The sequence below is a fragment of the Citrobacter sp. 172116965 genome, from assembly GCF_013458095.1.
GTDB classification, from domain to species: Bacteria; Pseudomonadota; Gammaproteobacteria; order Enterobacterales; family Enterobacteriaceae; genus Citrobacter; species Citrobacter braakii.
This window is the reverse complement of sequence record NZ_CP046673.1, coordinates 2,542,045-2,557,632: the sequence shown is the minus strand read 5'-3', so window position 1 is coordinate 2,557,632 and position 15,588 is coordinate 2,542,045. Positions and strand designations below refer to the sequence as shown.

Below are 15,588 nucleotides of genomic sequence, written 5' to 3'. Positions count from 1 at the left end.
ATTATATGAGAGATTTTGAAAAAATCATGCGTTATCCCGTTAATCTAATCCCCGCCGTGGAAGGTGGATTCGTGGTTTCTTTCCCGGATATTCCTGAAGCATTAACCCAGGGCGAAACCCGTCATGGGGCTTTGCAGGCTGCGCAGTCTGCATTGGTGACCGCTTTTGAATTCTATTTCGACGATAACGAACCGATTCCTTTACCTTCGGCGGTTGGCACTGAAGGTGACTATGTGGAAATCCCCCTGAGCATTGCGTCGAAGGTTCTTTTGTTAAATGCCTTTCTTGAATCAAAAATCACCCAGCAGGAGCTGGCAAACAGGATCGGCAGGCCTAAGCAGGAAATTACCCGTTTGTTCGATTTAAAGCACGCGACAAAAATTGATGCTGTGCAAATAGCTGCACGCGCCTTAGGCAAGGAGCTGTCAGTAACAATGTTGTAAAACTGTTAACTATAACAGTTATAAAAAATGCCCTGATTATGTAAACTGATATATACAGTGCGTGTCACCGACACCGATTATCAGGACGAAAAATGAAAAAATACCAGCGACTGGCTGAGCAAATTCGCGATCAAATCGCGTCTGGCGTATGGCAGCCCGGCGATCGCTTGCCATCCTTGCGCGAGCAGGTGGTCAGCAGCGGCATGAGTTTTATGACCGTCGGACATGCATATCAGTTGCTGGAAAGTCAGGGCCGGATTATCGCCCGGCCGCAGTCGGGTTACTATGTTGCCGCGCGCCCTGAACGTGAGCTGGCAGCGCCGCAGGCGCAGGTGATGCGCGATGAAGCGGTGGATATCAACACCTATATTTTTGATATGCTGCAGGCCAGCCGGGATGCGTCAGTGATGCCATTTGCCTCTGCATTCCCCGATCCGCGTCTGTTTCCCCTCCAGCAGTTGAACCGCTCGCTGGCGCAGGTCAGTAAAACCGCGACCGCCATGAGCGTGATAGAAAACCTGCCGCCGGGAAATGATGAGCTGCGCCATGCCATTGCCCGCCGCTATGCTCAACAGGGGATGACCATTTCACCTGATGAAATTGTCATCACTACCGGTGCGCTGGATGCCCTCAACCTGAGCCTGCAGGCGGTTACCGAACCGGGAGACTGGGTAATTGTCGAAAACCCCTGTTTCTACGGGGCGTTGCAGGCCCTGGAGCGATTACGGCTGAAGGCGCTTTCGATTGCCACCGACGTGAAAGAGGGGATCGATCTTACCGCGCTGGAGCAAGCGTTGCAGGAGTATCCGGTAAAAGCCTGCTGGCTGATGACCAACAGCCAAAATCCGTTGGGCTTTACGCTCAGCCCAGAGAAAAAGGCGCACCTGGTCGCATTGCTGGAAAAATATCATGTAATGCTGATAGAAGATGATGTCTACAGCGAGCTGTACTTTGGTCGCGAAAAACCACTGCCTGCCAAAGCCTGGGATCGCGCCGACAGCGTTTTGCATTGTTCATCCTTCTCGAAGTGTCTGGTGCCCGGATTTCGCGTGGGCTGGGTGGCGGCCGGGAAGCATGCTCGACGTATTCAGCGACTCCAGCTCATGAGCACGTTATCCACCAGTTCCCCCATGCAGCTTGCGCTCGTGGATTATCTGTCAACCCGGCGCTATGACGCGCATCTGCGCCGCTTACGCCGTCAACTGGCGGAACGCAAACAGCAGGCCTGGCAAACGTTGCTGCGTCATCTTCCGGCGGAAGTCAAAATTCACCATAACGACAGCGGCTATTTTCTGTGGCTGGAACTGCCTGAACCGCTTGATGCAGGCGTGCTCAGCACCCAGGCACTGGCGCACCATATCAGCATTGCACCGGGAAAAATGTTTTCGACCTCGGGGAGCTGGACTCGTTTTTTTCGCTTTAATACCGCATGGCACTGGGGAGAGCGTGAGGAACAGGCTGTGAAACAGCTGGGAAAATTAATTCGCGAGATGATGAAATAAAACGTAACGCGCTATTCAATATAAAAGAATAGCGCGTTCTTATTTTCGAAATAGAGAATACCTAACCCCGATGTTATTTATATCGGGTGCTACCATACAAAAAATTAATAGTTCTTACTATTGCCACCGTTGCACCTAACTCCTTGTCTATACTCCAGAAGATTAAAGCTCCCGATCAGCGTCAGTAGCGTAATGAGCGTTAGCTCACAACCTGATTAAATTTCCTTGCGCCAGCAGGAACGCTCACAACACCCCGACTATTTTTAGGAAAGGACATATATTTACGGCAAGGCTGCCGCTCAATATTTTTTAGACAGGAGTAAGACGTTATGAGCAAGCAGTTTGCCCTCAGTAGCCTGTGCGCACTCAGTATGACACTGATGACTGCACAGGCAGCCGAACCCCCGACATCCTTAGATAAACCGGAAGGCCGTCTGGATATTATTGCCTGGCCGGGCTACATCGAACGTGGACAGACCGATAAACAATATGATTGGGTCTCGCAGTTTGAAAAAGAGACCGGCTGCGCGGTCAATGTTAAAACAGCGGCCACTTCTGATGAAATGGTCAGCCTGATGGCAAAAGGCGGCTACGACCTGGTTACCGCTTCCGGTGATGCCTCATTGCGTCTGATTATGGGAAAACGCGTTCAGCCGATTAATACCGCGCTGATCCCTAACTGGAAAAGCATCGATCCGCGCGTGGTAAAAGGCGAGTGGTTTAACGTTGGCGGAAAAGTTTACGGTACACCGTACCAGTGGGGGCCAAACCTGCTGATGTACAACACCAAAATTTTCCCAACACCGCCGGATAGCTGGAACGTGGTATTTGTTGAGCAAAAACTTGGGGACGGAAAAAGCAATAAAGGGCGCGTTCAAGCCTACGATGGCCCGATCTATATTGCCGATGCTGCATTATTCGTTAAGGCGACTCAGCCGCAACTGGGCATTACCGATCCCTATCAGCTCACCGAACAACAGTATCAGGCGGTGATCAAAGTCCTGAGCGATCAGCACGCGCTGATCCATCGCTATTGGCACGATACCACCGTGCAAATGAGCGACTTCAAAAACGAAGGTGTGGTGGCGTCCAGCGCCTGGCCTTATCAGGCGAACGCCCTGAAAGGAGAAGGCCAGCCTATTGCCACGGTCTTCCCAAAAGAAGGGGTTACCGGATGGGCTGATACCACCATGCTGCACAGCGAAGCCAAACACCCGGTGTGCGCTTACAAATGGATGAACTGGTCATTAACCCCGAAAGTTCAGGGCGACGTCGCAGCCTGGTTTGGTTCTCTGCCAGTCGTGCCTGAAGGTTGTAAAGCCAGCCCGCTGCTGGGTGAAAAGGGCTGTGAAACCAACGGCTATAGCTACTTTGACAAAATTGCCTTCTGGAAAACGCCGATCGCAGAAGGTGGCAAATTCGTTCCTTACAGTCGCTGGACGCAGGATTACATCGCCATTATGGGCGGTCGTTAATTCCGCTGGGGGTTTTATGACGTACGCAGTGGAGTTTCATAACGTCTCGCGTCTGTACGGGGATGTTCGTGCAGTTGATGGGGTGAGTATTGCGATTAACGACGGTGAGTTTTTCTCTATGCTGGGGCCATCCGGCTCCGGCAAGACCACTTGTCTGCGCCTTATTGCAGGGTTTGAGCAACTGTCAGGCGGCGCAATCACCATTTTTGGTAAGCAGGCCAGCGAATTGCCGCCCTGGGAACGGGACGTCAATACGGTATTTCAGGATTATGCGCTATTCCCGCATATGTCGATTCTCGACAATGTCGCCTACGGGCTGATGGTCAAAGGTATTGATAAAAAACAGCGTCACGCAAAAGCACGTGAAGCGCTGGATAAGGTTGCGCTCGGTTTTGTTTATGAACGCAAACCATCGCAACTTTCCGGTGGTCAGCGGCAACGCGTGGCGATTGCCCGCGCGCTGGTCAATGAACCGCGCGTCCTGCTGTTGGATGAACCGCTCGGGGCATTGGATCTTAAGCTGCGTGAGCAGATGCAGCTGGAACTGAAAAAGCTACAGCAATCCCTGGGTATCACCTTCATTTTTGTCACCCACGATCAGGGTGAAGCCCTGTCGATGTCCGATCGTGTGGCGGTGTTTAATAATGGTCGCATCGAACAGGTGGATTCTCCGCGTGAACTGTACATGCGTCCGCGCACACCGTTTGTGGCAAGTTTCGTCGGGACGTCAAATGTTTTTGATGAAACGATGTCAGCGAACGTTTGCGGGCTACAGGGTATGTTTTCCCTGCGTCCGGAACACATTCGCTTGAATGATAGCAGTGGCGAAGTCCAGGCCCGGGGGGTTATCCAGGCAGTGCAGTACCAGGGTGCCGCGACACGTTTTGAACTGAAACTTGTCGGCGGTGAAAAATTGCTGGTTAGCCAGGCGAACCTGACGGGAGAAATGCTGCCAACAACGCTGTCGCCGGGTCAACAGGTGATGGCATCGTGGTCACGCGACGTGATGGTACCGCTGGTTGAGGAGAGGTGAATGGCTATGAATGTCTTACATTCGCCTCCACAGTCGACAAGTCTGAACCGGATCTCAGGGTTCTTCTGGCGTAATCCGGGTCTGGGGCTATTTTTGCTGCTCCTCGGACCGCTGATGTGGTTTGGGATCGTCTACTTCGGCTCATTACTGACGCTGTTGTGGCAAGGTTTTTATACCTTCGATGATTTCACCATGTCGGTCACGCCCGACCTGACGCTGGCGAATTTGCAGGCGCTGTTTAATCCCGCCAACTACGACATCATTTTGCGTACCCTGACGATGGCGGTGGCGGTCACCATTGCCAGCGCGATTCTGGCGTTTCCGATGGCGTGGTATATGGCGCGATATACCAGTGGCAAAATGAAAGCCTTTTTTTACATTGCTGTGATGTTGCCGATGTGGGCCAGTTACATTGTTAAAGCCTACGCATGGACGTTACTGTTGGCTAAAGACGGGGTGGCGCAGTGGTTTTTAACCCATCTGGGGCTGGAGCCGCTGCTGCTTTCGTTCCTGACGCTGCCTGCGGTCGGCGGCAATACGTTGTCGACTTCAGGGTTAGGGCGTTTTCTGGTGTTCGTCTACATCTGGCTGCCGTTTATGATCCTGCCGGTACAGGCCGCGCTGGAGAGACTTCCGCCTTCGCTCTTACAGGCCTCCGCTGATTTGGGCGCTCGTCCGCATCAGACTTTCCGCTATGTGGTCCTGCCACTGGCGATACCCGGTATCGCGGCAGGGTCGATCTTTACCTTCTCTCTGACGTTGGGCGATTTTATCGTGCCGCAACTGGTGGGGCCGCCAGGCTATTTCATCGGCAATATGGTGTATTCGCAACAAGGGGCGATCGGCAATATGCCGATGGCGGCGGCATTTACTCTGGTGCCGATTGTGTTAATCGCACTGTATCTGGCGTTCGTGAAGCGTCTGGGAGCTTTCGATGCACTCTGAACGCGCGCCCTGGTTACTCAAACTGGCGGCATGGGGCGGGGTTATTTTCCTGCACTTTCCTATCCTCATCATCGCCACCTATGCTTTTAATACTGAGGAGGCTGCTTTTAGTTTTCCACCGCAGGGGTTAACGCTGAAGTGGTTTAGCGTTGCGGCGCAACGTAGCGATATTCTGGAATCGGTGACGTTGTCACTTAAAATCGCTGCGTTGTCGACGGCCATTGCTCTCGTTCTGGGGACGCTGGCCGCTGCCGCACTGTGGCGCAGGGACTTTTTTGGTAAAAGCGCAATATCGCTGTTGCTGCTGTTGCCGATCGCGCTGCCGGGGATTATTACCGGTCTGGCGCTACTGACGGCGTTTAAAACTATCAACCTGGAACCCGGTTTTCTCACCATCGTGGTCGGCCATGCGACGTTTTGCGTGGTGGTGGTATTTAACAACGTCGTGGCCCGTTTTCGCCGTACCTCATGGAGTCTGGTTGAAGCGTCTATGGATCTTGGCGCCAACGGCTGGCAAACCTTTCGTTATGTCGTGCTGCCAAACCTGGCATCGGCACTGCTGGCGGGAGGGATGCTGGCGTTTGCTTTGTCGTTTGATGAAATCATCGTGACAACGTTCACCGCCGGACATGAAAGAACACTTCCTTTGTGGCTGCTCAATCAACTGGGTCGACCACGAGATGTGCCTGTCACCAACGTTGTGGCATTGCTGGTAATGCTGGTGACAACACTGCCAATTTTAGGGGCCTGGTGGCTAACGCGTGAAGGCGACTCTCTCGCCGGAAACGGTAAATAAACGACGATATGGGAAATTGCTATGCAACATCAATTACTGATTAATGGCGAGCTGGTCAACGGTGAAGGTGAAAAGCAGCCAGTCTATAACCCTGCCACTGGAGAACGCATTCTGGAGATTGCCGAGGCGTCAGCCGGGCAGGTTGATGCGGCGGTACGTGCAGCAGACAGCGCATTTGCCACCTGGGGACAAACCACACCGAAAGTCCGTTCCGAACTGCTGCTGAAACTGGCGGATGCTATCGCCGATAACGCGCAAACCTTCGCTGAGCTGGAATCGCTTAACTGTGGTAAGCCGCTGCACTGTGTCCTTAACGATGAAATTCCGGCAATCGTCGACGTTTTCCGCTTCTTCGCCGGGGCAGCTCGTACCCTGCAAGGACAGGCGGCCGGAGAGTATCTGGAAGGGCATACGTCGATGATTCGTCGGGATCCACTGGGCGTGGTGGCCTCTATCGCGCCGTGGAACTACCCGCTGATGATGGCGGCGTGGAAGCTGGCACCGGCGCTGGCGGCGGGTAACTGTGTGGTGATTAAACCGTCAGAAATTACCCCGCTAACGGCACTTAAACTGGCAGAATTTGCCAAAGATATTTATCCGCCAGGCGTTATCAACGTGCTGTTTGGCCGTGGCAAAACGGTGGGTGACCCGCTGACCGGTCATGAAAAAGTCCGGATGGTTTCCCTGACCGGCTCCATTGCGACCGGTGAACACATTATCCAGCACACCGCGCCTTCGATTAAGCGCACACATATGGAGCTGGGCGGCAAAGCCCCGGTCATCATTTTTGATGATGCCGATCTGGATGCGGTGGTGAGCGGCGTGCGAACCTTTGGGTATTACAACGCCGGGCAAGACTGTACCGCCGCTTGTCGAATCTATGCCCAGAAAGGCATTTATGACGCGTTGGTTGAGAAACTCGGTGCCGCGGTTGCCAGTCTGAAAATCGGTGCACCGAATGACGAATCGACGGAGCTGGGGCCGGTAAGCTCGCAGGCGCACCTCGATCGCGTTACTAAAGCGGTTGATGAAGCCAAAGCACTGGGGCATATCAAAGTCATCACCGGTGGTAAAAAAGTGGACGGCGCAGGCTACTACTTTGCTCCGACGCTGCTGGCCGGGGCGAAGCAGGAAGATGCTATCGTGCAGCGGGAAGTTTTCGGTCCGGTGGTCAGCGTCACCGTATTTGAGGATGAAGATCAGGTACTGGCGTGGGCTAACGATTCGAAATACGGCCTGGCATCCTCCGTCTGGACTCGGGATGTGGGGCGCGCGCATCGATTTAGCGCTCGCCTGCAGTATGGTTGCACCTGGGTCAATACCCACTTCACGCTGGTCAGCGAGATGCCGCACGGCGGACAAAAACAGTCTGGTTATGGCAAGGATATGTCGGTTTACGGGCTGGAAGATTACACGATTGTTCGCCATGTCATGATCAAGCATGAGTAATATCTGGAGCGCGAGCAATAAATGCGGCACGGATAGCTAAATACTGGCAAACGTGTGTCTATATTATTCGCGCCACTGGCCTCGTCGCCATCGGACGGCGGTAAGTTGGAAATATCCGCGAGGTCAGGCTATTAATACAACAAAGCCCCGGCTTATTAATGTCAGGGCTTTGTGCTTTCAGGAACCTCATCCGGTTATCCGCGGCGCAAGCTGCAAATCCAGGCGAGTAGCGCACAGACGCTCAGAACCAGCCCCAATTGTTGCACCATGCCTGCAGCCCCCAGCATCATTCCCAGCAACAGGTAATAGCTTAATCCGAATAATGCACCGGCGGCCCCGGCCTGTTCACGATAGTGGCGTAGGGCCTGACTCAGCACATTAGGGATCGCGATGCCATAGGCAATCACCGCGCCGAAAACCGGTATCAGAATCCACGCGGAGTGCTGTAACCACCACGCGGCGAGGCCTGACAATGCTGCCAGCGCACAGGCATAACGTACCCTCTGTTCCGACGTCAGGTCTGTCGTCAATAATCTCCGGTTCAGCAGGCTGCCCGACAGCGAAGCAAACGCAAGTAGTCCCCCCGTCCAGCCAAAGGCTCTGGAACTCCATCCCAATTGACCGAAAAGAAACGGAGCCAGGCTGTAATAGCTAAACAGCATGGTATTCAGCAGCGCAACCAGCATGGTATTTTTCCACAGCTCGCGGTCACGCATCATGCGGGAGAGCAGTGCAGCAAGGCTGGGTCTGAGCGTATTTTCGGGCCGGGTTTCTGGCAGCATGGTCGCAGTCAGTAGCAGCAGTAGCAGCGCCAGCAGCACAAGGGCAGTAAATACACCGGTATGACCATCCAGGCTGACCAGCCAACCTCCGCTTAGCAGGCCGAAAACGGGACTCAATGCCAGCGCAGCGCCCATCACGGAAAAGACGCGGGATAGCGCAGTTGATTCATATGTGTCCCGTAACATGGTCTGTACCACCACTGACCCGGCAGCCGCGCCGATGGCTGAGATCATCCGCGCCAGCAGCAAAACGCTGAAGTCAGTGGCAACCACGGCCAGGGCACAACCTGACCCATAGCAGATAAGTCCTGCCAGCATCGCCCAACGTCGACCGATGCAGTCGCTTAGCCAACCCCACATCGCCACGCCGATGGCAAAGGCAATAAAATAAACGGAGAGTGTTTGGGCCGCGCGCTCACTGCTTACGTGATAAGACGTGGCGATTCCTGGCAATGCCGGGCTATAAATGGTTTCCACCAGTTGCGGAAACATAATCAGCAAAGTAAGAAGCCACAGCGGCGGGCGGCGAAGAGAGTTCATAGCAATATCCAGAGAGACAGAAAAGTGGCGGGCATTATTGCTGAAAGGGAGGTGTCGTATTACCATTATCAAGACTTTAAATATCAAATATCGGACAGATAATGGTAATTGCCCCGGATGATGATTTCGATGCGGATAGCTTTGATAAACCGGTAATCGGGATTGCCTCCGAGATGGGCGTACACGATTCCGGCCGGCATAGCCATCTTCGTCATCAGCTACTTTTTTCGGCAGCGGGAAGCATTACGATTGAGCTGGAGCATGCCCTGTGTCTGCTACCGCCACGGCGCGCGGTCTGGATCCCGGCTGGTACGGTACATCGCGCCATAATGCGTGGCGTGATGGCTTATCGTTCGTTGTATTTTTCAACTACATTGCCGTTATCTAAATTACCGCTGCAGATAGTCGACGTTAATCCTCTCTTTTTTGAAGTAATAGAACGTATGGCTTTCTGGCCATGGGAAATGCCTGCCGCGCAGCAGGCCAGTCTTATCACCGTTTTCTGTGAGGAAATGCGGGCCGCCCGCAGTGAAAACTGGACGTTGCAGTTTCCCTCAGATCCACGGCTGAACGTGTGGCTTGAAGGAGTACGCATGGGCGAATTGCCACCACGACTAAATCAATTATCCCAACGGGTTGGGGCATGCGAGAGGACGATCAGTCGAATATTTACCAGGGATACCGGGATGAATTATCAGAGCTGGCGGCAGCAATTTAGACTATTAAAAGCCATGGAGATGCTGGCTGACGGGGGGCAGATCAGCCAGGTGGCGCAATATCTGGAATTTGTCAGTGACAGTGCTTTTATCGCTTTTTTCCATCAGCATACCGGCACAACACCGAGCCGTTATGCGGGCAATATAATGCCGCAGAAGGATTAGGGGGATTACATACTAAGGATAATTTACCGGGTGGCAGGAGAGTGGGAAAATCGTGTACTAATGGCAGAGAGAAGAGCCTCTCTGCCAGCGGACGCTGCAATTAATCAAGAAGAACGACATCAAGCAAACCAGCCAAACCTTGCGGAAATCAGACTGAAAAGTCCTACAGCAGCAAATATATTTATCAGCACCACAGTTTTACTGGAAACATTCATTTGTGCCACCTTTCGTTTTAACCCTTATGGGTATAGTACGGGTTATAACTATCCGCAATAGTACGGATTCTGAACATAATGAAAACGGCTTGTTTTACCGGCGTTTCTCTTAAAATAATTAATAAAACTTGATGTAGGTCATGAAAAAGAGCATATTGCGCGCGATTTTACCTTTCGGCCCGGATGCCTGACATGTCTCTGTACCAAAAAATGTTGGTTTTTTATGCGGTGATGGCCGCTATCACGGCAATCATCACCTGGTTTCTTTCCCGCGATAAAAAGCGGATTCGTTTTCTCAGCGCGGTATTAGTCGGGGCGACCTGGCCGATGAGTTTTCCCGTCGCGTTAATGTTTTCTCTCTTCTGATGACGGCGTAAACGCCGTTTCAGGAGGAAAGCAGGGCATCTAATCGTTTTTTGTCGGCTGCGCAAACATCCTGCGGATGCTGATATCCCACGTTTTCATTGGCGCGGGTATACAAAGCGACCAGCCAGTCGTAAACGTAACGGCTTGCGCCATGCGAAGGTTGTTCATCCAGTTTCGTCAACCGTAACATCGGCTGTTGCGCCGGGGCACTAAAAATAGCCGATCCTTTTTGGATCCTGCTGGCCGGACGCTGTTCCTCTGCCACGCTGGCAAATCCAAGCCAGGTAATAAAATCCCCAATATCGGCGTGAAGCTGCGCGGCGCAGACGTTTTCTCGCTGCATAATGCGCTGTAAGCGTTGCGGCATCTCCAGCCGATAGCTGGTGGTGACGAGGATATCGGCAACTTGCCTTAGCGTACGCGGCTCGAGACGTAAACGGCGCGCATTATTTTCATCGCGACACCACTGTCGCACGTGGTTAACCCACATTTTGTGCGCCTGATACCCGGCCTCTTTGCTTTCCGGCGAGTGCGGTGTGTCACGCACCTCGGCAAACAGGTCAATCTCTTCATTAAATAATCCGCTCACCTGTTCCTCGCGCGGCTGCTGAACACGCAGCAGCGACTCAAAGAGGCGCATCGGCGGGAGTAAACCGTCCAGGAGTTCGCCATGCTTTGCCGCCTGGGCCTGGAGCTGGCGGATCACCGACTCATTGCTACCCGATTCGGTTTCAACGGGGTTAATCCAGCCGATCAGGGTTTCGCGTACGCGCTGCTGGTGCTGCTCACGCAGGGAGGTCAATCTCGCCTGGCGTTGCTGGGGCGAGGTTGCCTGAGTCAGCCATTCGACGAGGCGTTGTAAGCTGTGTTTATCCAGCGCCTGCAGCGTGCCCCAGTGCAGTCCGGGCTTGCCCATTAATTGCTGCACAGATTCATCAAGATTTTGCTGAGTGCTAAACCGCGCATCCTGCGGAGTAATGGCCCAGACCACTCCCGGCAATGCGGCGTCATGTACGGGCTGAGTGTCGTTAACCCAGCCCAGTAGTTTGCGGGTGATGGCGGGCGTCTGGGAGCGGGTAGATACCGCATTACAGATTAAAAGTACATCCGGTTGCAGATGCTGGCGATAATGTTCCAGCATCCAGCCTAATTTGGCCTGCCACAATGGATGGGGATGAACATCCGGGGCGAGGGGAATATCCAGCAGATCGACATTTTCCAGTACCGCGTCTTCAACCGTCAGGACCAGCTCGCGCGTGAGCAGCGCCAGCGAAGCCTGAGAAAGGCTGACCGCATTGAGCAACTGATTATTTTCTATTGGATGAACCACCACATCGCTTTGCGCCTCATTCCCGTTCAATGCTACCTGAGTCAGGAAACTCTCGGCAGGTAAACCAAAATGGTCAACCAGCAGGCTCAGCGGAGCCGCGAGTTCTTGCGCGCTCCCGGTTTGTTGCAGCGTATGCGCCAGCGCCAACCACTGTTGCGTCAACTCTGGTTGTTCTCCCCACAGTAACGCCCAGGCGTTTGCCCGGGTAGTCAGATCCAGAGCGGGTAGCAGCGTGGCAAACTGATGCCATAGCGCGTCGTCAAATTGCTGTTGTCTGGCCGGTACGCAGGCGCGCCAGAAACGACCAATTGCCGCGACATCATGCGCGGTAATGCCCGGCACCGGATGACGCTGGCGCAACGTTTGCCATTTTTCCAGGCGCGCCTCAATAATCGATTTCTCGACCTGGCGGTTGTCCGCAAGCGCACAGAACTGGGTAATAAATAGCTGTACCAGTTCGGCTTCACTGAGTAGCCGCAGGCGCAACGGCCATTCACCATCGAGCGGATTTTCATCACGCGTAAAGCGGATCGCCATATTGGTTGGCGCATGACCAGGATTAATATGTGAAAAGTAATCAAAGCTGCGATCCGGGGTAACGATATTCACTTTGCCATTGGCGTTGCTGCACAATGCTGTGAGCAGGTGCGCTTTTGCCGATTGCGAATGTCCGTAAAGCCCAACGCATCCTCGCGATGAAAAGGTTGTCTTCAACGCAGATTCATTAACGGCGGCCAGGGTGAGCTGTGCCAACAGGGCATCCGCTTCATCATCAAGACGCGCCGCACGCTGACGGGTATCAGTTACCCACTCGATGGCGGCCTGCGCGGTGTTTAACATCTTACTCATTTCAGGTACACGCTCCCGCTATCAATCCAGTAATGGCTCCCGCTATGGCGTCGGTCTGCCAGCGTATTCAGTTTTAACGTTAAGGCATTGGCGGCAACGGGAGTGCCATCCTGTAACCACGCATCGCTCAGTACGAAAAATTCCGGGCCGCTTTCTTTGCTACCACCGCGTAGCTGCAGCCGTACATTCAACACGCCATCTCCGGCGATGGTTTTTGCCAGTTCGGCAGAATTTATGCTGAGCGTATACAGCGGTGTGGCAGGCCAACGGCTGTTGGCCAGTTGACGGAAACCTAACGTAACGTTGCCGCGCAATGGGAAGTGCAGGCGGGCATCCAGCTTCGCGCCGGGCTTATCCAGATCGATATCGTGATACCAGATGTTCTCATCACGCAGCGTATTGACCGTATTATCCAACACGCCGAGATAACGTACGGTCGAGTAAGCGCCGATATCGGCAGCTTTAAAGTTGAAACGCGGCAAGCGTAGATCCAGCGCCAGGCTACACAACATTGCACCAACTGCTGCGGTGGATTTGGGGTTACCAATCCGCCCTTGTTGGCTGAACGGATACCACTCATGTACGCGGTAGTTATCCATCCAGATCATACGATTAACCGGAACGGGCTGCAGATGGCGGATCAACGCCTGTACGCCAGGTAAACAGGCGGGTCTGCCGGTCACTAATAAAATATCGCAGCGATAGTGTGAAATGGCCTCACAGACCGCGTGCAGTGGGGAGGTCAGGGTAAACTGGCCCGCCAGTAACGCTTCTTGTAACTGCCTGAACTGCACCTGTAACGGCACGCTCAACACATCAAATGCTGGCGATCCCGCAGGCAACGCATGATCGATAGCCTGCTGGATGTAATTCAGCACGTTGCGCGTTGGTTGCTGGCTCAGGAGTTCGCCAAAGGTGGCATGCAGACCCGCTACCGGATCGTTAATATCACTTTGTTCCCAGGCTGAAAGTACCGCATGACCGAGCGGCATAAAGAGTTGTAACGCCGTTTGTTGACGCAAAATCGCCTGGGTGTCGATGCGCCCGGAATCGCCAAATAGCGTAGCCAGCAATGCGGCGGCGTCGGTCACGCCAGCCTGTTGCAGACGGGTTTGCAGCGCAGGCAACACGCAACGCTGAATCACGTCCAGCAGCATGTCATCGCCCGCAACCTTAAAGCCTTCACGGAACAGCAGATGCGGGGTAATTTTGACGTTTGTACCCACGCCGTCATCAAGCTGGTAATGGACGACGGCCATATCCGTTGTCCCGCCGCCAATGTCGATCGATGCCACGCGCAGCGCACGACCTTTAGTCTCACCAGGCTCCGGCAAACGGTCCGGGCGGGCAAGGGCGTTAAAGAACGATTCGGTGTGACCATCGTAGTGAGAGATAGCTTCGTTATACAGCCACACCAGTTGCCCGCAGCTGGCCTCATCCCATTCCATCTGGATCTCAGGTACGGGAACCACGCTCTTTTCCTGCTGTTTACGGGTGGTGAAGTCTTCATCCTGCGGGTGCCAGCCCATCGCTTTCCAGACCAACGCAATAGCTTCAAACATGCGCAGGCGGAAAATCTCACGCTCCTGTTTGGGCATCGCCGACGGCAGGGTCAGGATCAGCGTACGCAACTGACGAGGAGATGCCGGGAATCCGAGGCGCAAACGCGTCGCCACGCTGTTAATTTGCCCCAGTGCTTGGGCCAGTATTTCGCACAGCATATGCGTCATCAGCGTACTGCGGCTGTATTGCGGTGAGAATACCGGCAGACGATCATCCTGCGGCAGGCTGAACAGCGGTTGCCCGTCATCGTTCATCAGGTTCATCAGCGGGAAGGCGGTAGCCAGTGGTTCGCGCTGGGTTTTGCCATTCATCTGGCTAAAGCGCCAGTCATGCAACACCGGCGTTTCGTCCCACAGATAACGGCGCGGGCTGGAGATCCCACTGCTGCCTTCAGTGCCCATGCGCTGCATTGCCAGCTTTCGGGCTTCATCGCCAACGCGGACAATCGACGGCCAGATAAAGGCATCATCACGACCGCTCTCCACGGAAAAGTGCTGCTTACCAAAACGCGCTTCGGAAAACTCCAGTCGGCTGGTGAACAACGGATCGTTGAGAAACTGTGGCTCGCTTAACGAACGCACCTGCAATTCGGCTGTCTGGCGTAGTCCGTCATTGGCATCCCCGTGATCTTCAATCAGGACGCCACAGGTATGGGTGTTACCGATATCCAGGATAAGATCAACGGGAATGGCGGGCGTGCTGAGGGTATGCGTGACCAGTTTCACTTCCGGGACGGAAAGTTGCTCGCCTAACAGGGTCAGCACATTCAGCCAGTGCGCCTGATATTCAAAGTTACGCAGCGCCTGCTGGATCTCTTGTTCTGAGCGGTTCTCATGCTGTGTGACATGATGCATAAAGGATTCGCGCAACCAGCCGTCAATCCAGGTCTGGTCGAGGAAATCGGCAATTTCGTTGTCATGCCAGGCCAGCGCAAATCGCGTACCGTTCAGCAGGTCATTTTCGTTGGGGGTTAACGCCGCAGGGGCATTTTCAGTGAGCTGGCTGTCCAGCGCCACGGTGACGCGGTGGGTGTTGCCCGCGCTGTCAGGTTGCGCCAGCTTTCGCACCTGTACGCGCGCCCAGTTATCCGGGCCTTCAACGAACGTACGCGGCGGATTAAAGCGCAGGAACGGCAGCGGCAGCCAGACACCGTCGAGCACGTCCAGCGAATAATGCAGCTTCTGGGTGCTTTCCGGCTTCACCACTTCGGGCTGACCGCCGGTGCTGCCTGGTAAGGTATAACGTCCGGTTGTCAGATCGAAATCCAGCCGCAGCAGGGGACCATTTGCCGTTTTGCGCACAAAGCGGCCATGATGCGCAGATTCCTGCGGCGTCAGGCCAAAATCCAGAAATTGCACACCGCTATTGGCGATGAGCGTCACGCTCTGTTTGTAGTCACACAGATTCACCAACATAAAA

At 54.0% G+C, this 15,588-nt stretch carries 13 protein-coding genes; 9 read left to right on the top strand and 4 right to left on the bottom strand.

Going from position 1 to position 15,588, the window contains the following annotated elements; genetic code table 11:
- Positions 1-26: 26 nt before the first annotated feature.
- From GPJ68_RS12360 to patD, 7 genes are all read left to right on the top strand, one after another.
- Complete coding sequence (locus tag GPJ68_RS12360; protein WP_131382557.1) at positions 27-443, top strand: type II toxin-antitoxin system HicB family antitoxin; 417 nt, start codon at positions 27-29, stop codon at positions 441-443.
- Between the two features lie 92 nt (positions 444-535).
- Positions 536-1,945 (top strand): PLP-dependent aminotransferase family protein, encoded by a 1,410-nt coding sequence (locus tag GPJ68_RS12355; RefSeq protein ID WP_019076828.1) that lies wholly within the window; start codon positions 536-538, stop codon positions 1,943-1,945.
- Positions 1,946-2,274: 329 nt separating this feature from the next.
- Positions 2,275-3,420 carry a putative ABC transporter substrate-binding protein YdcS gene (gene ydcS, locus GPJ68_RS12350; RefSeq protein ID WP_016153154.1) on the top strand — a complete coding sequence of 382 codons (1,146 nt, stop codon included), beginning with the start codon at positions 2,275-2,277 and terminating at the stop codon, positions 3,418-3,420.
- A 16-nt stretch (positions 3,421-3,436) separates the two neighbouring features.
- Complete coding sequence (locus GPJ68_RS12345) at positions 3,437-4,453, top strand: ABC transporter ATP-binding protein (RefSeq protein ID WP_016153153.1); 1,017 nt, start codon at positions 3,437-3,439, stop codon at positions 4,451-4,453.
- Positions 4,454-5,398: an ABC transporter permease gene (locus GPJ68_RS12340; RefSeq protein WP_016153152.1), complete on the top strand. Its 945-nt coding sequence runs from the start codon at positions 4,454-4,456 to the stop codon at positions 5,396-5,398.
- Positions 5,388-6,194, top strand: coding sequence for an ABC transporter permease (locus GPJ68_RS12335; RefSeq protein WP_016156581.1), 807 nt, complete (start codon positions 5,388-5,390; stop codon positions 6,192-6,194). Before GPJ68_RS12340 ends, GPJ68_RS12335 begins: the two co-directional genes overlap by 11 nt.
- A gap of 21 nt (positions 6,195-6,215) precedes the next feature.
- Positions 6,216-7,643, top strand: coding sequence for an aminobutyraldehyde dehydrogenase (gene patD / locus GPJ68_RS12330; RefSeq protein WP_016156580.1), 1,428 nt, complete (start codon positions 6,216-6,218; stop codon positions 7,641-7,643).
- A 194-nt stretch (positions 7,644-7,837) separates the two neighbouring features.
- Here the strand turns inward: patD and GPJ68_RS12325 are convergent, their stop codons facing one another.
- On the bottom strand, positions 7,838-8,965 hold the full coding sequence (locus tag GPJ68_RS12325; protein ID WP_104651601.1) for a multidrug effflux MFS transporter: 1,128 nt from the start codon (positions 8,963-8,965) through the stop codon (positions 7,838-7,840).
- Between the two features lie 101 nt (positions 8,966-9,066).
- Between GPJ68_RS12325 and GPJ68_RS12320 the strand changes: the two genes are divergently transcribed.
- Entirely contained in the window at positions 9,067-9,846 is a 780-nt protein-coding gene (locus tag GPJ68_RS12320) for a helix-turn-helix domain-containing protein (protein ID WP_104651602.1), read from the top strand.
- A 119-nt stretch (positions 9,847-9,965) separates the two neighbouring features.
- Here the strand turns inward: GPJ68_RS12320 and yncL are convergent, their stop codons facing one another.
- Positions 9,966-10,061, bottom strand: coding sequence for a stress response membrane protein YncL (gene yncL / locus GPJ68_RS12315; protein WP_071524268.1), 96 nt, complete (start codon positions 10,059-10,061; stop codon positions 9,966-9,968).
- A 192-nt stretch (positions 10,062-10,253) separates the two neighbouring features.
- Between yncL and GPJ68_RS12310 the strand changes: the two genes are divergently transcribed.
- Positions 10,254-10,427 (top strand): GhoT/OrtT family toxin, encoded by a 174-nt coding sequence (locus tag GPJ68_RS12310; protein ID WP_016153148.1) that lies wholly within the window; start codon positions 10,254-10,256, stop codon positions 10,425-10,427.
- Between the two features lie 19 nt (positions 10,428-10,446).
- On the opposite strand, the gene GPJ68_RS12305 is transcribed toward GPJ68_RS12310, so the two are convergent.
- Both GPJ68_RS12305 and GPJ68_RS12300 read right to left on the bottom strand, forming a co-directional pair.
- On the bottom strand, positions 10,447-12,606 hold the full coding sequence (locus GPJ68_RS12305) for a virulence factor SrfC family protein (RefSeq protein WP_104651603.1): 2,160 nt from the start codon (positions 12,604-12,606) through the stop codon (positions 10,447-10,449).
- A complete protein-coding gene (locus GPJ68_RS12300) occupies positions 12,603-15,584 on the bottom strand; it encodes a virulence factor SrfB (RefSeq protein ID WP_046275606.1) in 2,982 nt (993 codons plus the stop codon). Before GPJ68_RS12300 ends, GPJ68_RS12305 begins: the two co-directional genes overlap by 4 nt.
- Between the last annotated feature and the right edge of the window lie 4 nt (positions 15,585-15,588).